This is a genomic window from Chitinophaga sp. ARDCPP14 (genome assembly GCF_051362515.1).
Lineage (GTDB): Bacteria > Bacteroidota > Bacteroidia > Chitinophagales > Chitinophagaceae > Chitinophaga.
In genome coordinates this window covers 132283-155040 of record NZ_JBKIXB010000001.1, presented here as the reverse complement: position 1 = coordinate 155040, position 22758 = coordinate 132283, and the positions used below count along the sequence as shown (strand labels likewise).

The window sequence follows — 22758 nt, the reverse complement described above, 5'->3', positions numbered from 1 at the left end:
CGTACCTTCACCGCTATGGTATACAGTCCGGAACAGGCAGCAGCGGTCATTACACAAACTCAGAACTGGGTCAGGGAACTTGTGATCGGTTGTAACTTCTGCCCTTTTGCCAACAGGGAAGTGAAGAGGAACAGCATCCGGTACCAGGTGAGCGGCGCCGTATCGCTGCAGGCAGCCAGTGATGAGCTGTTGCAGGAGTGTTTGTTGCTGGACAGTGAACCGGCGGTATCTACTACGTTGTTAATTTTCCCTGCCGGCTTTCCCGTGTTTCGTGACTATCTCGACCTGGTATCGGTGGTGGAGAAAATGATCTATAAAAAGAAGTACACCGGTATCTACCAGCTGGCGAGTTTTCATCCGCTGTACCAGTTTGCCGGCACGGATCTGCAGGATGCGGCCAATTATACCAACAGGTCCATCTATCCCATGCTGCATTTGTTGCGGGAAGCGGAAATAGAGAAGGCATTGCAGCAATATCCCCACCCGGAAAATATCCCCGAACGCAATATCAGCTTTGCCCGTGAAAAAGGCACTGCGTATATGAAAATGCTGCGGGATAGTTGTTTATAGCCCTGACTTGGTAGAGTTTCTTATAATCAGTGAAGAAGGAATCACCTGTTGCTGCTCCTGCAATGGGAAGCTGCTGCTTTTGAGCGCTTTGAACAGTACGGTGGCGGCGGCGTGTCCCATGTCGAAGGCGGGTTGCGAAACAGTGGTGAGCGATGGCTGCAGGAAGCGTGCAGTGCTCAGGTTGGAGAAGCCGATCACCTGTACATCGCCGGGAATAGTGAGAGATAGCTCCTCACAGGCCTGGTATACTGCTGTGGCGAGTTTTTCCGTGGTGGCAATCAGGCCATCGTAATGATTTTGCTGTAATGCTGTTTGCAGCAGTTGCTGGGTAGCGGCAGGATCATTGGAGCAATAGAGAATACTGTTGTCAGTAAGCGGAAGCTGATGATCGGCCAGTGCCTGCCGGAAACCATCTGCCCGCCTGTTGCTGATAGAAAGCTGCCGTGAAGCTGATAAAAGGCCCATATTACGGCATCCTCCGGCGATCAGGTGCGCGGTGGCGTTATAAGCGGCATTGGCGTCATCGGTGGTGATCCTGGCGGCTGTTACTTCTTCACAAACCCTGTCGAAAAATACGACGGGTATTTCTTTCACCAGCTGCGCCAATCCATGCGCTTTCGAGGATGTTTCCGTAGTAACAGAAATAAGTACCCCATCTACCCGTCCGCTCTGGAAATCTTTCAAAATAGCCTCTTCTTTCCCAAAACTTTCATGCGTAAGATAAATGAGTACGTGGTAGCCTTTCTCCTGTGCCACAGATTCGATACCATTAATGGCTTCTGCAAAGAAGCTGTCGGCCACCTCGGGAATTACTACCGCAATGGTATGACTCGACTTTTTCCGTAAACTGCTGGCATATGGATTGGGTACATAATTCAGCTCTGCGGCGAGCGCCAGCACCCGCTGCTTTGTTTCTTCGCTTATTTCATGACTGTTACTCAGCGCTTTTGAAATGGTGGCAGTAGATAACTGCAACCTTTCTGCAAGCATCCTGATGGTGACGTTTTCCATATAATGGCCGTGTTACTTAATCGGTTAAGTAAATAAAGTTATTCTATTATGCGGAAGATTTTTAAAAAGATCGCATATTTAGAGCAGGATATTTTTCTGCATTTCCACGAACTTTTAAAATCTGATATTATGGATAACGTTAACGGGCAGCCAAATCCTGCACCACTTACTTCACTGGATCAATGGGAAGATGATTTACTTGAGCGATATCCAGATCCCGCCAATATCAACAAAGAAAAAAGCACCGCTGAATTCCGGAATTATGAAGCGCCTCCACGCGATACGGTGCGGGAGTTTTACCGGTTAAATCATACTTACCAGTCTTATGCATTTGTAAGAGAAAAAGAAAAGGAATTTCTTTCTTTCAATAAAAGGGAAATGTCGGTATGGGATGCCTTCGATTTTCTTAACCAGCTGGTAGATGATTCCGATCCGGATACAGACCTGGATCAGTTCCAGCACCTGCTGCAAACATCGGAAGCCATCCGTGCTGATGGTCACCCGGACTGGATGGTGCTCACCGGCTTGTTTCACGACATGGGCAAAGTATTGTGCCTGTTCGGCGAACCGCAATGGGCAGTGGTAGGGGACACTTTCCCTGTTGGCTGCGCCTTCTCTGATAAAATCGTTTTCCCGGAGTTCTTCAAAAATAATCCGGATATCAATAACCCGGATTATAACACCAAGTATGGTGTATATGAACCTAACTGCGGTTTGGAAAATGTACACCTGAGCTGGGGACACGACGAATATATTTACCAGATCATGAAAAATCATTTGCCGGAACCGGCCCTGTACATGCTGCGTTATCACTCCTTTTATCCGCAGCACAGGGAACATGCTTACGGTCACCTGATGAATGCCCATGATGTGGAAATGTTTAAATGGGTGGATCTGTTTAATCCATACGACCTGTACTCCAAGAGTCCAACTCCACCAGATTGGAAAGTATTAAGACCATATTACGAAGATCTGGTAGCCAAGTACTTACCATCCACCTTAAAGTTTTGAACAGTGATATTATGGATTACCGGTGCAGATGCAACTTTCTGATGTGTCGCCGGTAATCCTTTTTTTTGCATGCCGGAAAGTGTTAAATTATATCCAGGTATTTCCACCCACGTTAAAAAACTGCTGATCAACCGCTCCACTTATGAGTAATCAACTTGTCTTCAAAGACTACCTGGTATTTGCGTTGTATTTTGTGATTGTTGCTACCTACGGATATTGGATTTATAAAAGAAAGAAGAAAGGAGCTGTAAGCGCTTCCAAGAATTTTTTCCTTGCAGAAGGATCTCTCACCTGGTGGGCCATCGGGGCCTCTATTATCGCCTCCAATATTTCAGCGGAACAGTTTATCGGGATGAGCGGGGATGGCTTTTTTGTGGGCATTGCAGTATCCGTGTATGAATGGGTGGGCGCGGCTGCGCTGATCATTGTGGCGGTATTCCTGATGCCGGTGTATATCAAGAATAAGATCTACACCATGCCACAGTTTCTGAAAACGCGCTACAATGAAACGGTAGCGTTGATTATGTCTGTATTCTGGTTGTTTTTATATGTATTTGTTAACCTCACTTCTATTTTGTATCTGGGCGCTCTCGCTATCAACGGACTACTAGGGGGCGCCTATTTTCATGAAGTGATGGTGGCTTTGGCTATCTTCTCCGTGGTGATTACCCTTGGTGGTATGAAAGTAATTGGCTACACGGATGTAATACAGGTAGGGGTGCTGATTATCGGCGGACTGGCCACTACCTGGATGGCATTAACCGTGGTGAGTGAAAAATTCGGCATGGGAAAAGATGTGCTGGCCGGCTTTAATATCCTGGTACAGGAGGCGCCCGATCATTTCCATATGATGCTGAAGAAGCCCGCTGTTGGCGCGCCACAGGATTACGTAAACAAATACCTGATCCTGCCGGGCTTTGGTATGTACATTGCCGGACAGTGGATCAGTAACCTTAACTACTGGGGTTGTAACCAGTACATCACCCAACGGGCGCTGGGCGCAGATCTGCAAACAGCCCGCACCGGTATTTTATTTGCCGGACTGCTTAAAATACTGATGCCGGTAATTGTGATGCTGCCGGGTATTGTAGCGTATGTGTTGTACCAGCACGGGCACCTGCCTCAGCTGGAAGGAGGACAAAAAGATGGCGCCTATGCTGCCATTTTAACCCTGCTGCCGGCCGGGTTGAAAGGTCTCGCTATTGCCGCGCTTACCGCTGCTATCGTAGCTTCGCTGGCGGGTAAATCCAACAGTATTTCCACCATTTTTACTTTAGATGTTTACAAGAAATATATCAATACGAAAGCAGATGAAAAACAGCTGGTATGGACCGGCCGGCTCACTATTGTAGCTGCTATCGTGATAGGCGTATTATTCACCTGGAACGATGTGCTGGATATCGGCGGCGCCGGCGGTTATACTTTTGTACAAAAGTATTCCAGCTTTATCAGCCCAGGTGTATTTGCTACTTTTATCCTCGGCATGTTCTGGAAAAGAACCAGCGGCGCAGCTGCCATAGCGGGTATTATCACCGGTTTTGCGGCCTCCCTGTTCTTTAACCAGGTAGCCGTAAAAATCTTTGGTCCTGAAACGGTATTATATTCCGCTTTCCACAATGCCAAGGGCGAATACGAAATACCTTTCTTTATCAGCCTGGGATGGTCTTTCCTTACCACGGTGCTGGTAATGGTGGCTATCAGCCTGGCGGGACCAAAGGTGAGTGCCAAAGCTTTTGAACTGGATTATGAGATGTTTAAGCTGAAGCCTTCTTCCGTGATTTTAATTGTAACGATATTATTGTTGCTGTCGGTTATTTATGTGAGGTTCTGGTAATATTTGCTGTTTGCTTGTTATTTTCAGTTAAACGACTGCCTGTACTCCAATGGCGTCACTTTCATCTTATTTTTAAACAGCTTGCTGAACGACTGCGGGTGTTCAAAGCCCAGCTCGTATGCAATTTCACTGACCGATAAGCCGGTGGTAGATAGTTTCTCTTTGGCCTTCTCCATTAATTTGTCCTGGATGTGTTGTTGAGTGCTTTGCCCTGTCAGTATTTTAAGCAACGCACTTAAATAGCCAGGCGATATATTAAGTGCGCCGGCAATGTGTTGAACGGTGGGCAAGCCTTTTGATGCCAGGGAATCGCTGTTAAACCACTCGGTGAGGATGTTTTCCATACGATCGAGGATCGTGTGGTTGGTTATTTTCCTGGTTATAAACTGGCGATGATAGAATCTTTCAGCATAGGTTAGCAATAGCTCGAGTTGCGCTATCATTACATCCTGGCTGAATTTGTCAATGCTGTTATGATATTCCTGTTCCATATTCTGCACAATGCCGGTAATCGTTACTTCTTCTTTTTCTGACATGTGCAGGGCCTCATTCACTGAATAGTCGAAGTATTCATATTGCTTTATCTTTTTCGCCAGCGGCGTATTCCAGAGAAAATCGGGATGGATGAGTATAATCCATCCCGAATGTTGAAAATCTTTCTGCGTTTCAATGGAATACACTTGTCCGGGAGCAACAAAGAAAAGTATTCCCCCGTCGAAGTCGTATTCCTGCTGGCCGTATTTCATCCTCGTATTCACGGCCCTTTTCAGCGCAATAGAATAGAAATCCTGTACCTGGCTTTTGGGCTCATCGTCCGGTATGCGTTTAATCGTTTCAAAATTGATCACGCTGATTAGCGGATGCTGAGGCCTGGGCAAATTCCGGAGCTGGTGAAATTCGCTGATCGTTTTTATCTTACGAGGTTGCATGTTCGCCATTGTTATTTTTTGAAAGCAGCCACAAATTCTTTTGCAAAATCTTCCAGTTTTACTTTTCCCATCACCGCAGGTTTATGCAGATAGTAATCCTCTGCTAATGCACCGTTATGAATGCCCGCATACATTTCCAGGAGCCCTGTTGCCAGCACTGCGGGTACGCCATGTGATTCCATGCTGCTTCGCATTTGTTCATTGGTGATAACCGTCCACTTCAAATCCGGCTTCCCGATGGCAGCCCCCAGAACGCCGGCAATTTCGCTGGCAGTTCGTTCGTCACTTGCCACATAGCGCACTTTATGGCCGGCAGCAGCGGGTGTTTCCAATTCATCGGCAATGGCAGCAGCAATATCCATTGGCGATACCAATTGAATCATATCGTCACCGCCATAACTGGCCGTCATCACGCCCGCGCTTTTTATCATTGCTATAAAGCTAAATAAATTGTAGTAGAAATAGGTAGGCCGCATATGCGTAACAGCGATACCAGGCAATCCGTTCAGCGTCACCTCTGCCTTATGGGCGCCAAGAATAATGCCGGTGCCCTTATCCAGGTGAGCGCCATAACTGCTGAGTAAGATGACCCGCTTTACCCCCGATCGTTGAATCGCCTTTGCGTAGTTGCCGGCAATCCGGCTGTAATATGTTAACCGGTCGGGTTCAGAGAGACCGGGAGGTATCATACAATACACCGCGTCTGCACCGGTAAATGTGGCGGACAGGAAATCCACGTCTTCCAATGTGCCGATGGCGGCGGCAGCACCGAGTGCTTCAATGTCTTTCTGTCTTTCCGGGCTGCTGCTGATTACCACCACGGTATGGCCTTTTTGTACTAACTCCGTTGCCAGCGGTTGACTGATATTCCCTAGAGAACCTGTAACAATGATTTTCATTTTGCTGTTTTTTTGATGCTACGAAGTTCCGTAGCATCAAAGAAACAGCTGTAGCCGGATCTGCTATTGTTGTAGTCAAATCGAAGACTATACCTTCACCACCACTTTTCCCAATGTCTTCCCCGTTGCCACCTGCTCATGCGCTTTGGCTATTTCCTCAAAAGCATACACATGTGCTATTTCAGAGTGCACGGCGCCCTGTTCCAGCAAGGCTGCAATGGATTTGATATCATCACCGCTGGAAACTACGGACACGCGGTGTATATACACGTTTTTAGCCGCTGCTTTTTGTTTTTGCTCATCACTGAAAAATGCGAGTATGCTGATCAGGCGGCCACCATCTTTTACAGCTGCCAGGGAGCGGTCGAGGTGACCTGGGGTGCCGAGGGAATCCAGTACGATATCAGCATCGGTTACTACTTCCTCAAATTGCCGGCTGTTATAATCGATGTGCTCATCTGCACCAAAACGGAGCATGGCCTCTTTTTTTGCGGCGGAAGACGTACCGATCACATAAGCCCCAAAATGTTTGGCAATTTGCACCGCGTAGTGTCCCACACCGCCTGCGGCTGCATGGATCAGTACTTTATCGCCCTTTTTTATTTTGCCATAAGTTACCAGCGCCTGCCATGCAGTGAGGGCGGCCAGGGAAGCGGCAGCAGCAGCTTCGTAGGAGGTGTTGGCCGGTTTCAGCGCCAGGTGGCTTTCCGGGGCGGCCACGTATTCCGCATAGGCTTTACCATGACCGGTAAAATTCACCATGCCAAATACAGCATCACCTGGTTTAAACTGCTTCACATTTTTGCCTACTGCGGTCACTTCTCCCGCAATATCCCACCCAATGATAATATCCTCGCCTTCCTGCGGTTGCAGGTATCCTTTCAGCGCGCCCTCGTTAGCTCTTACAAAAACATCTACCGGGTTGACGCCTGCTGCATGGTTGCGCACCAGTACTTCATTATCGTTAATAACGGGAACAGGAATATCCCTGATTTCCAGGTTTTCTGTACCGCCTACCTGCTTTAATACGATTGCTTTCATATCCTTATTTTGTTTTTTTTGTGATTTGATGAATCAAAATTCCAATAAATTTGCAGGTATACCCTTGTACGAATCAGGGTACATTTTGTACAATCATAGGTTATGGAAGTAATTAATCTTTTTAAGCCGTTTGACATCATATACATTGAGGAAGATGTATGCCCGATGGGCCAGCATCGCAATAATTTCTTTGAACTGGTATATATCCTGAAGGGTACCGGCACCTTCCACAACAACCAGCATGCTTTTCCCTATGAGGAGGAGAACCTGTTCCTGCTTATGCCGCAGGATGTACAGTATACCCGCATAAAAAGCCGGACCGGCTTCCTGTTCATCCGTTTTAACGGTATCTACCTGGAAGCGCAGCGTACGGGCAATACCCATAGTAACCTGGGCGACTGGGCAAAGAAACTGGAATTTATCTTCCATAATAATTACCATTTCCCCGGCTGTATTTTACATAATACGGAAGATAAACCAATTGTACGGGCGCTTGTTAACGCACTGATGCTGGAATACCCACGCGAGCAATCCCTGCGCAACGAAGTGGTGCAGCAGCTGGTAAATACCATTATCACCATCGTGGCACGTAATGTATCGTTGCTTACACCGGAAATAGCAGCGATAAGCAGCGAAGCTTCCAACGATATTATCGGTTATATCCACCAGAATATTTACTACCCGGAAAACCTGCGTACAGAAAAACTGGCGGCACGGTTTAATATCTCTCCAAATTATATCAGTGAATATGTGAAGAAGTTAACGGGAGAAAGCATCCAGCGGTACGTAACCAATTATAAGCTGAAGCTGGTAGAAACCCGCCTGCAATACAGCGATATGCGGATGAGCGAAATTGTGGATGAACTGGGCTTTACAGACGAAAGCCATCTAAACAGGACGTTCAAGAAATACACCGGTATTAACCCCACCGACTACCGGAAAAAAATGTGGGCAGAGCGAAATTATCAACCGGGATTGAGCGGCTGATGACTTCCGTGGCTTTACATGGCCATCAATACCGCCACATAATGACAAATAGCCGCCGCCAGCACCAGCAAGTGCCACACGGCATGTGTATAAGTATATTTATCCCAGATATAGAAAATAACTCCTATCGTGTATAAACCGCCGCCAATGGCCAGCATAATGATCACCGGCAGGGGGAGGTTATCGAAAAACCGGCGGCCGCCAAATACCATGATCCAGCCCATCAACAGGTAAATGATAGTGGACACAATATCGTATTTTCCCGTAAACCAGGTTTTAAATAAGACGCCTACCAGCGTAAGTCCCCATAAAATCGACAATAGCGTGATCCCAAAGGCATTATTCATATACACCAGCAGGAAAGGCGTATAGGTACCAGCTATTAAAAAGTAAATACTGATATGGTCAAATATCAGGAACAGCTTTTTTACGGCCAGCTCCTGCGATAAATGATAAATAGTGGAGTTCGTAAACAACAATATAAAACAGAAGGTGTAAATACAGGCGCCTACAATGCCCGGCGTATTATTATGCGTGGCGGCAATACCTGCCAGCATGGGCAATGCACTTACCCCAAAAATAACGCCCACTCCATGTATCAGCCCGTTCACGATTTCCTGTTTACGGCTATACCCCTTTTCGTTCATTATAACTGCCATTCCTTCCTTTTTTCAAGGCAAAAGTAAGGTAATATTATACGCGAATTTTGTCTTGGCTCAGGATTACGCTGATTATACTGATTTTGGGGATTGACCTTTTGGATTTTTTTATGATTTTGGGAGATATAAGCGGGTTTTTATAAAATGATTTGGGGAGACATAAGCGGATATATTCGCCTATGTCTCCCCGAATCATAAAAAAAATCTATACAAACTATTACATCCGCTTATATCTCCCAAAATCATAAAAAAATCCAAAAGGTCAATCCCCAAAATCAGTATAATCAGCGTAATCCTGAGCCAAGACAAAATCCGCGGCATTAGTAAATCGGCTTCAACCCCTTCGCCTTCCAGTAGTCGATAATCGGTTGGTAGGGGCCGAATTTGTGTTGTGCTACGGAGAAGGTGTCCGCAAAGGGACCGTGATCGTAGTCAATTGCTTTTTCCGCAATATGCGGGTAGTCAAAGCTTTTGGGATTGGGCCTGCTATGGATCTTGTCGTTGTTTACAAATGCGGCGATGTCCATTGCTTCTTTGTCGGAGAGGAATGGCTTGCCGGGTGTTACCTTATCGTAAGGCATATTGTTTTTCAGCCATTCTGCCTGTTTGATTACACGATGCATACTGGAGCCGGGTTGATAGGCGGTGTTGCCCCACAGCGGCGGATATACGTAAGTGCTTTTGTCTGCAGTCCATTGTCCTTCCCCGTTTTGACCATGACAGCGCGCGCAGTTGGTTTGATAAAGTACCTGTCCGTTTTCAGGATTGGCGGCGATATCCAGAAAGGTGACATGCAGATTTTTAGCGCCTTTGAAAGGTTTGTTTTTTGGGACAAAAGTGCTGATCCATTTAAAATAAGAAAGAAATGCCACCATCTCTTTGCTGTCCAGCGGCAGTGGTTTGCCGTTGTGCGGACGCATGACGCAGTTGTTCACCCTTTCCGCCAGCGTAAGTACTTTGCCCTCCCGGCCCCGGTATTGCGGGTAGTTATCGTGCGATGACATCAGGTTGAAGGAAAAAGCTTTGGTGCCCGCATCCTGGTGACAATTGGTACAATTCATTTTATTACCAAGATACTTGCCGGCACTGCCATCAGGCCCAATGTAGCGGGCCGTATTGAGCATCAGCTCCCGGCCGTATTTCACGGACTCGCCGAATTGGTCATTTGGTATCAGGGTGGTGTCGATATTGATGTATGTTTCTTTTTCAGGTAGGGTAGCTGCGGTTGCTTTTGTTTCTCCTGTTACCTGTGATCCACAGGAAGATATGATGGCTATTATCCCCCAGCAACCGATCACGCCAATCACAATTAAGCTTCTCATGATATTTTTTTTGTAGTGCACAATGATTGTTAATAGCCTGGCTGAACAATATAAGGCGCCAGTCTTTCCGCCGGGATAAAAGAGGCCCGGTAAGACGACATGCCTGTTCTCAGCAGCCAGAGAAATCTTCCGTCGAAGTTGGTTAGTATAACGGTATTTCTTTTCGTAGCGCATTGCAGCAGGGTAGTGTCGCCTACTAAATAGCTGCTTCCCATTCTCTCGTTATAATTTTCCCGTGGCAGTTGGGTATTGATACGAAGCTGCGCCTTTTTTCCGTTTTCATCCAGTTTAAAGGAAAGCGTTCTTGATGTTTTTTTGCTCACTCCATTGTCGAAGAACATCAGCTCACCATGCTCGTTGATATGCAGTCCATGCGCCTGGTCAAACAGGGCCGTGGCTGGCAGGTCAAAGTCGCCGTTTTTTCCAAATGTCCAGAGACGCTTACCAGTGCGGGCATCTATCTTCCATATCTGCCCGTTATTATAAAAAGAGATGAGGTAGTTACCATCTTTATCAAATGCGATGCAGTTGGCGTGCATCCAGTCTTGTTTTTCTTTTAAGATGTTTTTATCGTCCAGTGGATTCAGTGCATCAAACACGGTCCATTTCCACACCTGTTTGCCTTGCCGGTCCAGCACCAGGATGCCGTCGCCTTTTACGGTATCCTGTTTGCCGCCGCCTTTACTGCTCAGGTCACAGATCCTTTCTTCCACGCAAAGCGTTACAAACTCATTATTGGGGTTCAACAGTATTTCATGGTGAATGGTTTGTTTGAAATCCTGTTGTCCTTTTTTGAGATTGGCCAGCGTATCGCCGGAAACAGAAAGTTCCAGGATCTGGTCGCCGTAGCTGGTTTCGTATCCAGGACCGCCCAGCAGGGTGAGGAAGGTGTTGTTGTCTGTAAACCTGGCTACTTTAAAACCGGTGCCGCTTACCTGGTGGTACCAGGTAACATTTCCTTTTGCATTAAGGAGGAAAAGAACACCGGGATCTTCCCGGCGGGTAAGCATTACATAGCCTTTCCTGAAGGTGGCTGGTAATACGGAGCTGTCCGGGCATACCACGCTGAACATATCTTTCATCCATACCGGGAAACCGGAAGTGTTGAAAGTATAAGTTTTGCTGGGATAAAGATCTTTGCCATGACCGGTTAAGATACGGTACTCGTAGGCTTTTTCCGGCAGCAGGTTGGTGAGCACAATAGTATGACTGATCCGGTGCGCGGACAATGGCGTGGTAGTGCGTTGTTGTTCCTGTCCTTTTGGCCAGTATTCTACTGCTGCGTCTACTGTGTCGGTACACAGGATATCTGTTTTTACCTTGATGGCATTTTGTCCCTGCGGGTTGAGCGTAATGGAAACAATATCGTTGCCGCCACTATTCATACAACCGGGTGCAAACAACAACAACGCTGCTGCCATTGATAACAATGGCAGCAGGCGTTGTATTTTATTCAATTTAATCATTTGCAATATTGAATAATTCAGAAAGATAGCAAGCCGTTATTGACGGCGGCCACTGTTGCTGAGATTTTTGTTAAGATCTGTTTGCGCCTGTGGATAAGAGAAATATTTATCTCTTGCCAGGTTAATGGTCGGTGTTTTTCCTACCGCGGTCAGGTAGGTGTTTACCACGCTTTCGTATTTACCCATACGGATCAGATCCTGCCTGCGTTTACATTCAAAGAAGAATTCCCATCCGCGTTCCTGCAGGATAGCATTACGCAGGGTTTCTTTGGTGAAGGTACCGGCAGCGCCCAGGTTGGTAGCATGGGAGCGGTCTTTTACCTGGTTGATCAACGTGATGGATTCACTGTTTGGACCATTCAGTTCGTTCAGCGCCTCTGCCCTGCACAGCAGGATGTCTGCATAGCGGAGTATCGGGAATACGTGACCATCGTAATAAGTGGTAGAGCCGTTAGGATCGGCAAATTTGGTAGTGGCTACGTCTGGCATGTAGTAGTAACCATCCGGTGGATTGGTTTGTCCCGGAGGCGCCTGCATGTAATGTAAGCCATCGGTGCCGATATAATCGGAATAGAACATCTTTTTACGGTCGTCGTTAGCCGCAAATGTATTCCAGAAGTACCAGGTTAAAGCGAAATACTGCCACCGGTCTGTTACCTGCGGATTGTTGATAGGGCCGAAGTGGTTCATGATTTCCACGGCATCTACCAATGGATCGGCGAGGGCGCTGAAAATACTTTCCTGGCACCACTTGTTTTTCTCTGCAAATAGTCCTGCATAGGTTGGATACAGTCCGTAACCCAGCTTCATGATTTCGGTAGTGAGGTCCAGTGCCTTCTGCCATTCATGTTCACGCATGTACAGTTTGCAGAGTAAAGACATGGCGGCGCCCTTAGTAGCACGGCCTATATCGTTGGAGCTGTAGATAGGGTTGCTTAAATAGTTGACAGGAAGATGGGTGGCCGCAAATTCCAGGTCGCTGATGATCAATTGATTGATCTCTGCTACCGGTGTGGTTGGCAGTGCTGCCTCATAATCCGGTGCTTCAATATTTTTGGCTACGGTTTCTTCTGTGACCACTGGCACCGGCCCGAAAGCATCTGTCAGATCTACATATCCCAATGCGCGCAGGAAACGGAGTTCCGCGGTGAACTGGTCTTTCTGTGCATCTGTGATGCTGGTCATTTTAGGAATATAGTATAAAGAGATGTTGGCATCTGCTACCAGCTTGTATTGATGCTGCCAGGCAAAGGCAAGATAGGTATTGACAGGGGCCCACTGGCAATCAGACATCAGTCCTACGTCTCCGCCGGAGCTGGCGTGCCCTACATCAGTGGTCAGATCTGAAATGGTAACCTGGAAGCCTGCATAATACATCCATGCATCCGATCTGCCGCTGGGTTGTTTGAGCCTTGAATAAACGCCGTTCACTGCAGCTTTGGCATCACTCAGGGAGAGGAAGGCATTCATATCAGTGAGATAACTGTATACTTTAGGTTCCACCTCTTTTTTGCACGAACTGGCGCCGAGCAGCAAGGTGGCTAATGCGATATATGCGTATTTCATTTGTTCCGGAATTTACAGGTTAAAAATTCAATTTAAGACCCGCGGTAAAGGTGCGGTACGCAGGGAAAGCTGTATAATCCAATCCTGATGAAAGGTTGGCGTTGCTGCCGCTGCTATTGAGATTGCTGTTTACCTCAGGGTCCGATCCTGTATATTTAGTAATGGTGAATAAGTTTTGTACGGAGCCATATACTTTAATGCCTCTCAGGCTTTTCAGAAAAGTTTTGGCCACCGGGATATTATAACCGAGCATCAGCATTTTACAGCGCAGGTAAGAGGCGTTTTCCACAAAGCGGGAGTTCATCATACCGCCGTAAGCAATCGCGTATCCATCTCTCGGAATATCGGTGTTTTCGTTGTTGGTAGTCCACCTGTTCAGTGCCGCTTTACCCGGCCCGGATTCCAGTACAAGACCGGTTCCGTTATACAGGCTGTAATCCAGTGCGCCCTGCAGGAAAATGTTCAGTTCAAAACCTTTATAGGCAAAGTTGTTATTGATGCCATAGATATAGTGCGGGTTCGCATGACCAAGATACGTGCGGTCGTTGGCATCAATAACACCGTCCGGTTTTCCGCCGGGACCACTGATATCCTTGAATTTAGGATCACCTGCTTTTGAATTCGGTTGTGCGGGATGTGCTTCACCGGTTTTTATCACGCCATCATAAACATAACCATAAAAAGTACTCAGTTCCCTTCCTGGTTCCAGTTTGGTGAAGTCCATACCACGACCGCCATACAGGTTAGCTGTTTGTGTAATGATATAAGGACGGCCGCCCAGGTCCAGGCAGTTTTGTTTGTTGTAGGCAATGTTCACGGTAGTATTCCAGGTGAATGCATGATTGATAATATTCTCTGTAGTAACGGATAATTCAACGCCCTTATTTTCAATACTGCCGGCATTCACGGTTTGCACCGCAAAACCATTCCAGTCGCCTATAGGCATATCGAAGATCAGCCTGTTGGTTTTTTTGCGATAGTAATCAATAGTAGCAGAAACGCGGTTGTTGAAAAAGCCCATGTCTATTCCAAGATCCAGCTGAGCTGTGCTTTCCCATTGCAGGTCTGCATTCGCTAAACGGGTGGCAACAATTCCTCCATAACTGTCGCTGCCTTGTCCGAGCGACACGTTGGTAGGCCCGAATGTGGGCATGTAAATATAATCACCGATCCTGTCGTTACCGGTAACGCCATAACCACCTCTTACTTTCAGGTTGGAAAAGATGTTCAGGTCTTTAATGAATTCTTCTTCACCTGCTCTCCAGGCGAGGGAACCGGAAGGGAAGATACCAAAACGGGTGTTGCCACCAAACCGGGAAGATCCATCCCGGCGCACTGTGAAGGTAGCGAGATATTTATCTTTCAGGGAATAGTTGATCCTTCCATAGGCAGAAGCCATCTTGGATGGAATCAGGTTGCTGGTACTGGATAACCGCTCTGTACCTGCTTCCAGGTTCTTGTACAGAAATGCATCTGTACTGAATTTCTGCACCAGCGAATAATGTTTTTCGGTTTTGTCAGACTGATAAGATACCCCTGCTACAACGTTGAAGGAGTGGATGGCATTAAACACTTTCCTGTAAGTGAAGTAGGCCTCCACCAGGTTTCGCGTAACAGCGATGTCATTTAAGCTGGCTTTACCCTGTACTTTTTCACCGTCTACCAGGTCGCGTGGAAGATAGGTGCCTTCCTTGGTAGTCATATACTCGCTACCGCCGTTCACACGGAAATTAAGTCCGTCCAGGATCTGGTAATCAGCATAGACGTTAATATTTACCTTGTTTTCAAACCGGTCGTTGGTAGGCGCCATTAACCACGCCAGCGGGTTGTCCCTTCCTTTGAAGCGGGCATAAGTGCCATCTTCATTGTATACGGGAATAGCCGGAGAAGCGGTGAGTACGCCATACATCACGTTGGAGGGTACAATGTTTCCATCGTAGGTTTTAAAATTGGTATAAGCATGCGAGGCGTATACGCTGGCTCCTGTTTTAAATCGTGCTGCGAACTGCTTATCGTAGTTGAGTCTTACCGAATACCTTTCAAAAGAAGTATTTTTTAATGCACCATCCTGTTTGAAGTAACTGCCGGATAAGGCAACCCTGTCTTCCGCGGTACCGCCGCTTACGCTCAGGTTATGGCTTTGCACCATTCCGGGGCGTGTGGTTAATTTAAACCAGTCGTTGTCCCGGCCACTGGCCAGGTCGGCAGCGGTATAAAAGGCAGGTTGCCCTTTTTCAATAGCTTTTGCATTGGTGACCTGCATATTTTCCAGGCCATTCATTTTATCGTATTCCTTAATGATCCTTTGCGTACCGTAGTAGCCATCATATTGAATAGATGCCCTGCCGCTTTTACCTCTTTTGGTGGTGATCATTACCACGCCGTTGGCGCCGCGGGCACCATAAATAGCGGTGGAAGAGGCATCCTTGAGGATCTGTATATCATCGATATCATTCGGGTTGATGTCTTTCCCGGTTTCAGAAGGGAAGCCATCTACCACGTACAATGGTTCGTTGGTGGATTTGATGGAATTGCCGCCGCGGATACGCACAATGGTTTGTCCGCCTGGCGCCGCGTTCGACTGGCTCACCTGCACCCCTGCGGCCCGGCCCTGGATGGCCTGCGCAGCGTTGCTGGTTACACCGCCGAGGTTCATCTGGTCGCTGGATATGGAGCTGATAGAACCGGTGAGGTCTTTCTTTTTGGTGGTACCATAACCCACTACCACTACGTCGGTGAGGTTAGATACTTCTTCAGAAAGCGTTACTTTAAAGCTGGTGTTTTTGCCATCAAACTTCACAGACCAGGTTTTAAAACCCACCATAGAAATTTCCAGTGTTTCTCCTGGGTTGGCATTGATCTTAAAGCTGCCGTCGGTGTTGGTAACAGTTCCCAGTTTGGTACCTTTTACGGTAACGGTGGCACCGGGTAAAGGCTGTCCTTTATCGGTGGTTACCACGCCATGTACTTCAATAGGTGGCGGAGGCGTAGTGGCCGGCTGTATCACCGGTTTTGTTTTTACAATGATAGCACCTCCTTCGATGCTGTAGGTGAGCGGCTGATTACGCATGAAAATATTCAGTGCATCACTTACAGGCATATTGTTCACCGTGATATTGGCCCTGCCGCTTTTTTCCAGCAAGGCTTCATCGGCCAGGATATTGAGGCCGGTTTGTTTATTGATTTCCCGGAAAACCTCTTTGGCGGTAGCGTTTTTCAGTGATAAACTTACTACCTGGTTCTGGCTTCTGGCTGCGCTCACCTGTGCCGTGGTGGCGAAACATAGCAGGGCCAGGAACTGACTGACCTTTAGATGTTTGGTTGGACGCCGGTTGTTTTTACACCGGGAACTGGCAATAGTACGTAATTGCATACTTGTGCTGAGTTTTGATTGAGAGAATGGTTTGGTTGTGCTATCTGCTTTAATAAATCCTTGTTACCATGACATCTCCGTCATGCTGGTTGATATAATTGTTCACCTGCGGGCGTTAATCGCCCTGTACAATCAGTTTTTTTCCTTCTAACCGATAATTCACATCATTGGCATTCAACATTTTCAGCACATTCACCAGGCTGCTGCGACGGCTGATCATCCCAAAAAATTTCCTGGGTTTGATATTGCCTTCGTATACAATCTCCACGTCATACCAGTGGGAGAATTGCCGTAATACAGTGGTCAGATCTGTGCTCTCGAACTGGAAGTATCCCTCTTTCCAGGCTATTATTTCAGCGGTATTTACGCCGGTTACTCTTTTTACATTCCCATTAGGACTTACCTGCGATTGTTCGCCCGGCGCCAGTTGTATGCTGCCCTTTTTACTGTTTATTTTTACTGCCCCCTCCAGGAGGGTAGTGTTGATCGTGGCTTCGTCGGCGTAGGAATTGATATTGAAATTTGTGCCCAGTACATCCACGGTCATCTGGTTTACCTGGATACGGAAGGGCCGGTGCGCATCATGTGCAATTTCAAAGTAAGCTTCGCCGGTAAGCTCAATCCGGCGTTCATCGCCTGAAAAAGTAGCCGGGAAGCGGATCGAGGAGGCTGCATTCAGCCAAATCCTGCTGCCATCGGCCAATACCAGCGGATAGGTTTCACCTGCCGCCGTGGTAAGTGTATTATAGATAGGAGCGCTGCTGGCTCCCTTTGTTTTTACATATACCAGTTGTCCGCCCTGGTTGCGGATGGCGCTATTGCCCTGTTGTGCCAGTTGTTGGATACCGGCGCTGTCCAGCACTATCTTTTCCCCGTTGGCCAGGGTGAGTACCGCTTTATGCTGACCGGGCGCCACATCTGCCGGCGCCTTTTTCGCTGTAGTGGCCATCGGGCTAACCACTGGCTGCCTGAAAAAATAAATGGCCGGAAGAGCGAGCCCGATTATCACGGCTGCCGCGGCGGCGAGTTTAAACGGACCATAATTCCTCCGGGAGCGGGACATGGATATTACCGGGGCGCCCTGGATATGCTGTAACAGCCCTTTCCGGACCCTTTCGCCGGGTTCGCCGGAGTGGGAGCCGTTATCCGGCTTCACCTGCCGGAATGCGGCCTGCATTTCGTTCAGGAGCGTCCTGTCGGAATCCTTGTCCCGCAGGTAATCCATCAGTTCAAGGGCTTCCTGCGGACTACAAGTCCGTTGTTGCCAGCGTTGCAGCAATAATTGGTAATATTCATTGTTCCTTTCCGTGGGCATATATATACTATCCCAAAAAAAGCAGGTAGGGTGGTCCGGGAGAAAAAAAATTATTTGGAGGAGTTGAGGAGAACCCCGGAAACCAGTAACAGGGGAAGAATACCGTCGGTATTAGTATAGAAGAAAAATTTAATGCTTTTCATGGCCAGCACCATATGTTCTTTTACGGTGTTGCGGGAGATGCCCAGTTCTACGGCTACTTCTTCGTAGCTTTTGCTTTCTTCCCGGCATAACCTGAACACTTTTTGCCGCTGAGGGGGCAATTGCGCAATGGCTTTATGTAGTAAAGATTCGTATTGTTTCCACAATAACCGGGTATCCGCATCTTCCGTCTGATGCTGCAGTTCCTGCATTACCTGTAAACGGAGCGCTGCGTCGGCGCTGATCTTCTTAATTAACTTAAATACATGATTCCGGGTAATACGGTACAGATAACCACTGAATGACAATTCAGGGTTGATCCGCTCCCTAATCTCCCAGATCTTTATAAACACTTCCTGCAGTGCATCTTCGGCCAGTTCCGGGATATTGATGAAGTGGAGAATATAAGTGTAAAGTGAGGGGTAATACTGATCATATAAGGTGATATACGCTTCAGTATCCCCTTGCTGTAGCCGTTGCAGCAAAACCGCTTCTTCATTGCTCACTGGTTGCTCGATTTGATAACTAAAGTAAGCAATTGGCGGGAAATCCGCGTAAAATTTTGCAGCGGATTTTGTCTTTCTCAGGATTACGCTGATTATACTGATTAATTGGATTTTGTTCTTTGGGATTTTTAAAGGATTTGGGGAGATAGAAGCGGATTTTGTCTTTCTCGCTGATTACGCTGATTATACTGATTTTGCTTTTGGATTTTTTTGGATTTTTAGATTAATAATAATTAAGGAGATAAAAACAAAAGTCTCCGCTTCTATCTCCCCCAATCCTTAAAAATCCCAAAGGACAAAATCCAATTAATCAGTATAATCAGCGTAATCCTGAGAAAGACAAAATCCGCTTCTATCTCCCCAAATCCTTTAAAAATCCCAAAGAACAAAATCCAATTAATCAGTATAATCAGCGTAATCCTGAGAAAGACAAAATCCGCTCAGGTGAACGCCGGTGCATACTCGCCGGCGAAGGCGGCGAAGTCGCGCGCCGGCCTGCCGGTTATGTCCATTACAGCGGAGGAAACGGCCGCCGCTTCGCCGCGTGCGTAGTGGGCATAGTCTTCGATGAGGCCCTCTGCCTGCCAGGCGGGGAATCCGGCGTGGAGAAGGGCGGGCAGTAACTCCGCTGCGGTAACGTTGATGTAGCGGATAGTGCGCCCCAGTGCATTGGATAGCGTTTCTGCGAGTGCGGCATGGGTGAGTGATTGCGGGCCGGTGATATCGTAGGTGTTGCCTTCATGCCCATTGCCGGTGAGGGCAGCCGCAGCTATGGCGGCAATGTCGCGGGTGTCCACTACGCTGATGGGAGCGTCGCCGGCGGTAGCAAAGAATTTGTTCTGGCTGGCAATTGTTTCACGGAAACCCAGTAACCCCTGCATAAATAAATTGGGCCGCAGGAAAGTATATGCCATACCGGATGCACGGATCTTTTCTTCTACAGCGGCATGATACCGTAAAAAACGTACGGGCGATTGTGCGTCCGCATGGAGTTGCGAGAGCTTTACGATATGCGGTAATCCGCTTTTAACGGCGGCCGTTACAAAATTGCTTTGCAGTTTTTCCGCTGCTTCAGAAGAGTTGGTAAGCAGGAAAGCCCGCTCTATTCCTTTAAGTGCAAGGACTAAGCTGTTGGCATCGTTGAAATCGCCGGTTACTATTTCAGCGCCGGGTAAGGCGGCAAGGGCATTTACGTTATTGTCTGTTGTGCGCACCATGGCGCGGAAGGGAATGCCTTGTGCCGATAACTGTTTAGCCAATGTAGTACCAATGTGTCCGGTGGCGCCGGTGATCAGTATATTTGCCTGTTTCATAGCTGTTTGTTTTTATGATGTAAAACTCCGCTTTTCGCCCGGCCCGAAATTGTAAGAAAACGAAACGGATTTGATAGTTGCGGGGATTTACTATCTTCGCGCCGGTTCTTTATGTATTACTAATCGAAGCAAATAATGGTTCCCGCTGAAAAGCGGGATTAAAAGGGAACTGTGTGCAAATCACAGGCTGTCCCGCAACTGTAAGCTTCCGGCAGCGCACATGCACTGCAACTGGTAAATAATATGCCACTGTTCCGGCCAGGAATGGGAAGGTGTTTACCAGCGGAACAAGCCAGGAGACCTGCCTTTATTTCACTTTGACAATGCTTTCGGGGATTGAAGCGTGTCAGGTTTCGGTATCGGTAATTATCAGAACAGGCGTATGCATGATGGAATCATGTATACTATATGCTTGTTCTTGTATCTGCCATACCTTCTCCTTCCGTATTATTTTCTCAAAAACATTGCTGTACTATATAAAAGAGCGTGAACGTCATGTATCACCTTTTAAACAATCAGCAATGATTATCCACAACTTAGGCTATCCGAGGATAGGTAGCCAGCGTGAATTGAAGAAAGCCTGCGAAAGCTACTGGGCAGGCAAAATTACTCTTGATGAATTACAGGCAACCGCCCGTAATATCCGTTTACACAACTGGGAGCTGCAGCAACAGAAAGGGATCGACTGGATTCCCTGCAATGATTTTTCCTTTTACGACCAGGTGCTCGACACTTCCCTGATGGTGGGCGCTGTGCCACAACGCTACCGCACCTTGCAGGAGAAGAAACTTCCTGAAACAGACCTGCTCTTCGCCATGGCGCGCGGCTACCAGCGCGATGGCGACGATATCACCGCCATGGAAATGACAAAGTGGTTTGATACCAATTATCATTATATCGTTCCGGAATTTACGGCAGACCAAACATTTCATTTCTTCTCCCGCAAAGTAACAGCGCAGTTTCTCGAAGCAAAGAAAGAAAACTATGCTGCTAAGCCCGTGATCCTTGGCCCGGTATCTTTCCTGTTACTCGGAAAAGAGAAAACGGCCGGCTTCAACCGTTTATCGCTGATAGATAAACTGCTGCCGGTATACCTGGAGGTGCTATCGCAGCTCACACAAGCCGGTGCAGAAGTTGTGCAGCTCGATGAGCCCTGCCTGTCGCTCGACCTGGATGAAGCAGCCCTGCAGGTGTTTACGAATACCTACACGAAAATTCATGCAGCCTTCCCCCAACTGCATATTCTCCTGGCTTCTTATTTTGAATGCTATGGAAAGAATCTGCCGGTGGCTTTGGCATTGCCGGTGCAAACATTGCACCTCGATCTCGTGCGTTGCCCGTTGCAATTGGAAGATATCCTCGATACAGCTATTGCCCATACTTCTTTGCACCTCTCGCTGGGTGTAGTGGATGGCAGGAATATCTGGAAAAATGATTATGAAAAATCTTTACAGCAGATACAAAAGGCAGTAAACGTGTTAGGAAAAGACCGTATCGCCATTGCTCCTTCCTGCTCATTGCTGCATGTGCCGTGCGACCTGGATAACGAAACAGCCCTGTCTCCCGAAATTAAAAACTGGATGGCCTTTGCCAAACAGAAATTGCAGGAACTGAATGAGCTGCGTGATATTGTGAACGGCAATACGGCGCTGCTGGAAGCCAATAAAGCAGCTATCCATAACAGGGCCACCTCGCCGCTGATTCATAGGAAAGAAGTGAAAGAGAGGATAGCGGCATTTACCGCCGCAGATGCACGCAGGAACAGTACGTTCCCGGTGCGTCAAAACATCCAGCAACAGCAGTTTGGACTGCCACTGTTTCCTACAACTACGATCGGCTCTTTCCCGCAAACAGATGATATCCGTCAGTTAAGGGCGCGCCTGAAAAAAGGAGAGCTGACCACCGGACAATATGAAGCCGCCATTGAAAAAGCGACCATAGAGGTGATCCGCTGGCAGGAGGAGATTGGCCTGGATGTACTGGTACATGGTGAGTTTGAACGGAATGATATGGTAGAATATTTTGGTGAGCAACTGCAGGGATTCCTGTTTACAAAAAATGGCTGGGTACAGAGCTATGGCAGCCGTTGTGTAAAACCACCGGTTATTTTTGGAGATGTAAGCCGTCCGGCAAACATGACCGTGCGTTGGAGCAGTTTTGCGCAGGCACATACCGATAAACTGATGAAAGGCATGCTCACCGGTCCGGTTACCATTTTGCAATGGTCCTTTGTACGGGACGACCAGCCCCGTTCCACCACGGCCAACCAGATCGCGTGGGCTATCCGCGATGAAGTAGTGGCATTGGAGCAGGCAGGCATTAAGGTGATCCAGATAGACGAACCTGCTATCCGGGAAGGCTTACCTTTGCGTAAAGAAAACCGCGCAGCTTACCTGGAATGGGCGGTACAGGCGTTCCGCATTTCCGCCAGCGGCGTAAAGGATGAAACGCAGATCCATACACACATGTGCTACAGTGAATTCAATGATATCATTGAGCATATTGCGGCGATGGATGCAGATGTAATCACCATCGAAACCTCGCGTTCGCAGATGGAGTTACTGGATGCATTTGCGGATTTTAAATATCCCAACGAGATAGGCCCCGGCGTATACGATATCCATTCTCCCCGCCAGCCATCTGCGGAAGAAATGATTTCGCTGCTGGAGAAAGCCGCCATCACACTCCCTGCCAGGAACCTGTGGGTAAACCCGGATTGTGGGTTGAAAACCCGTAAATGGCCGGAAACAAAAGTGGCATTGTCGAATATGGTCCGCGCAGCGGAAGTGATGCGGGAAAAAGCATCTTTGTAAAA

17 protein-coding genes and 1 riboswitch are annotated in these 22758 nt (G+C 47.6%); of the genes, 5 read left to right on the top strand and 12 right to left on the bottom strand.

The features are described 5' to 3' along the window. Positions 1 to 15: 15 nt before the first annotated feature. On the top strand, positions 16 to 570 hold the full coding sequence (locus ACLHR0_RS00540) for a DUF1415 domain-containing protein (RefSeq protein WP_436484235.1): 555 nt from the start codon (positions 16 to 18) through the stop codon (positions 568 to 570). Here ACLHR0_RS00540 and ACLHR0_RS00535 read toward each other — a convergent pair. Further along, positions 565 to 1581, bottom strand: a complete 1017-nt coding sequence (locus tag ACLHR0_RS00535; RefSeq protein ID WP_370912831.1) for a LacI family DNA-binding transcriptional regulator — start codon at positions 1579 to 1581, stop codon at positions 565 to 567. The two genes, ACLHR0_RS00540 and ACLHR0_RS00535, sit on opposite strands and share 6 nt — an antisense overlap. Positions 1582 to 1710: 129 nt before the next feature. On the opposite strand from ACLHR0_RS00535, the gene ACLHR0_RS00530 reads away from it, so the two are divergent. Together ACLHR0_RS00530 and ACLHR0_RS00525 are read left to right on the top strand one after the other, a co-directional pair. Continuing rightward, positions 1711 to 2592: an inositol oxygenase family protein gene (locus tag ACLHR0_RS00530; RefSeq protein WP_436484234.1), complete on the top strand. Its 882-nt coding sequence runs from the start codon at positions 1711 to 1713 to the stop codon at positions 2590 to 2592. 142 nt (positions 2593 to 2734) lie between these two features. Further along, positions 2735 to 4426, top strand: coding sequence for a sodium:solute symporter family transporter (locus ACLHR0_RS00525; protein ID WP_429045840.1), 1692 nt, complete (start codon positions 2735 to 2737; stop codon positions 4424 to 4426). Positions 4427 to 4449: 23 nt separating this feature from the next. Here ACLHR0_RS00525 and ACLHR0_RS00520 read toward each other — a convergent pair whose 3' ends face one another. The 3 genes from ACLHR0_RS00520 to ACLHR0_RS00510 form a co-directional block, all read right to left on the bottom strand. Then, a complete protein-coding gene (locus ACLHR0_RS00520; protein WP_436484233.1) occupies positions 4450 to 5364 on the bottom strand; it encodes a helix-turn-helix domain-containing protein in 915 nt (304 codons plus the stop codon). 2 nt (positions 5365 to 5366) lie between these two features. Beyond that, the gene (locus ACLHR0_RS00515; RefSeq protein WP_436484232.1) at positions 5367 to 6254 is read right to left on the bottom strand and encodes an NmrA family NAD(P)-binding protein; all 888 of its coding nucleotides are present in this window, start codon (positions 6252 to 6254) and stop codon (positions 5367 to 5369) included. 87 nt (positions 6255 to 6341) lie between these two features. Then, positions 6342 to 7295: an NADP-dependent oxidoreductase gene (locus ACLHR0_RS00510; RefSeq protein WP_436484231.1), complete on the bottom strand. Its 954-nt coding sequence runs from the start codon at positions 7293 to 7295 to the stop codon at positions 6342 to 6344. A gap of 102 nt (positions 7296 to 7397) precedes the next feature. Here ACLHR0_RS00510 and ACLHR0_RS00505 point away from each other — a divergent pair, with 102 nt between their 5' ends. Beyond that, positions 7398 to 8282, top strand: a complete 885-nt coding sequence (locus ACLHR0_RS00505) for an AraC family transcriptional regulator (protein WP_436484230.1) — start codon at positions 7398 to 7400, stop codon at positions 8280 to 8282. A 14-nt stretch (positions 8283 to 8296) separates the two neighbouring features. Here the strand turns inward: ACLHR0_RS00505 and trhA are convergent, their stop codons facing one another. The 8 genes from trhA to ACLHR0_RS00465 form a co-directional block, all read right to left on the bottom strand. Then, the gene (gene trhA, locus ACLHR0_RS00500; protein WP_370912824.1) at positions 8297 to 8941 is read right to left on the bottom strand and encodes a PAQR family membrane homeostasis protein TrhA; all 645 of its coding nucleotides are present in this window, start codon (positions 8939 to 8941) and stop codon (positions 8297 to 8299) included. Between the two features lie 320 nt (positions 8942 to 9261). Then, entirely contained in the window at positions 9262 to 10263 is a 1002-nt protein-coding gene (locus ACLHR0_RS00495; RefSeq protein WP_436484229.1) for a c-type cytochrome, read from the bottom strand. Positions 10264 to 10292: 29 nt separating this feature from the next. Further along, a complete protein-coding gene (locus ACLHR0_RS00490; RefSeq protein WP_436484228.1) occupies positions 10293 to 11729 on the bottom strand; it encodes an aryl-sulfate sulfotransferase in 1437 nt (478 codons plus the stop codon). Positions 11730 to 11765: 36 nt separating this feature from the next. Next, positions 11766 to 13295, bottom strand: coding sequence for a RagB/SusD family nutrient uptake outer membrane protein (locus ACLHR0_RS00485; protein WP_436484227.1), 1530 nt, complete (start codon positions 13293 to 13295; stop codon positions 11766 to 11768). A gap of 19 nt (positions 13296 to 13314) precedes the next feature. Continuing rightward, the gene (locus ACLHR0_RS00480; protein ID WP_436484226.1) at positions 13315 to 16668 is read right to left on the bottom strand and encodes a TonB-dependent receptor; all 3354 of its coding nucleotides are present in this window, start codon (positions 16666 to 16668) and stop codon (positions 13315 to 13317) included. A 115-nt stretch (positions 16669 to 16783) separates the two neighbouring features. Continuing rightward, positions 16784 to 17983 (bottom strand): FecR family protein, encoded by a 1200-nt coding sequence (locus tag ACLHR0_RS00475; protein ID WP_436484225.1) that lies wholly within the window; start codon positions 17981 to 17983, stop codon positions 16784 to 16786. Between the two features lie 50 nt (positions 17984 to 18033). Then, complete coding sequence (locus tag ACLHR0_RS00470; protein ID WP_436484224.1) at positions 18034 to 18630, bottom strand: RNA polymerase sigma factor; 597 nt, start codon at positions 18628 to 18630, stop codon at positions 18034 to 18036. 440 nt (positions 18631 to 19070) lie between these two features. After that, entirely contained in the window at positions 19071 to 19943 is an 873-nt protein-coding gene (locus ACLHR0_RS00465) for an SDR family oxidoreductase (RefSeq protein WP_436484223.1), read from the bottom strand. Positions 19944 to 20062: 119 nt separating this feature from the next. Then, positions 20063 to 20266: riboswitch (cobalamin riboswitch) on the top strand. 198 nt (positions 20267 to 20464) lie between these two features. Here ACLHR0_RS00465 and metE point away from each other — a divergent pair. Beyond that, positions 20465 to 22756 carry a 5-methyltetrahydropteroyltriglutamate--homocysteine S-methyltransferase gene (gene metE / locus ACLHR0_RS00460; protein ID WP_436484222.1) on the top strand — a complete coding sequence of 764 codons (2292 nt, stop codon included), beginning with the start codon at positions 20465 to 20467 and terminating at the stop codon, positions 22754 to 22756. Positions 22757 to 22758 lie beyond the last annotated feature (2 nt).

Excerpts from the sequence above, each read along its gene's own strand:
- ACLHR0_RS00540 (WP_436484235.1), top strand. The coding sequence starts at position 16 with ATGGTATACAGTCCGGAACAGGCAGCAGCGGTCATTACACAAACTCAG.
- ACLHR0_RS00535 (WP_370912831.1), bottom strand. The coding sequence starts at position 1,581 with ATGGAAAACGTCACCATCAGGATGCTTGCAGAAAGGTTGCAGTTATCT.
- ACLHR0_RS00530 (WP_436484234.1), top strand. The coding sequence starts at position 1,711 with ATGGATAACGTTAACGGGCAGCCAAATCCTGCACCACTTACTTCACTG.
- ACLHR0_RS00525 (WP_429045840.1), top strand. The coding sequence starts at position 2,735 with ATGAGTAATCAACTTGTCTTCAAAGACTACCTGGTATTTGCGTTGTAT.
- ACLHR0_RS00520 (WP_436484233.1), bottom strand. The coding sequence starts at position 5,364 with ATGGCGAACATGCAACCTCGTAAGATAAAAACGATCAGCGAATTTCAC.
- ACLHR0_RS00515 (WP_436484232.1), bottom strand. The coding sequence starts at position 6,254 with ATGAAAATCATTGTTACAGGTTCTCTAGGGAATATCAGTCAACCGCTG.
- ACLHR0_RS00510 (WP_436484231.1), bottom strand. The coding sequence starts at position 7,295 with ATGAAAGCAATCGTATTAAAGCAGGTAGGCGGTACAGAAAACCTGGAA.
- ACLHR0_RS00505 (WP_436484230.1), top strand. The coding sequence starts at position 7,398 with ATGGAAGTAATTAATCTTTTTAAGCCGTTTGACATCATATACATTGAG.
- trhA (WP_370912824.1), bottom strand. The coding sequence starts at position 8,941 with ATGGCAGTTATAATGAACGAAAAGGGGTATAGCCGTAAACAGGAAATC.
- ACLHR0_RS00495 (WP_436484229.1), bottom strand. The coding sequence starts at position 10,263 with ATGAGAAGCTTAATTGTGATTGGCGTGATCGGTTGCTGGGGGATAATA.
- ACLHR0_RS00490 (WP_436484228.1), bottom strand. The coding sequence starts at position 11,729 with ATGATTAAATTGAATAAAATACAACGCCTGCTGCCATTGTTATCAATG.
- ACLHR0_RS00485 (WP_436484227.1), bottom strand. The coding sequence starts at position 13,295 with ATGAAATACGCATATATCGCATTAGCCACCTTGCTGCTCGGCGCCAGT.
- ACLHR0_RS00480 (WP_436484226.1), bottom strand. The coding sequence starts at position 16,668 with ATGCAATTACGTACTATTGCCAGTTCCCGGTGTAAAAACAACCGGCGT.
- ACLHR0_RS00475 (WP_436484225.1), bottom strand. The coding sequence starts at position 17,983 with ATGCCCACGGAAAGGAACAATGAATATTACCAATTATTGCTGCAACGC.
- ACLHR0_RS00465 (WP_436484223.1), bottom strand. The coding sequence starts at position 19,943 with ATGAAACAGGCAAATATACTGATCACCGGCGCCACCGGACACATTGGT.
- metE (WP_436484222.1), top strand. The coding sequence starts at position 20,465 with ATGATTATCCACAACTTAGGCTATCCGAGGATAGGTAGCCAGCGTGAA.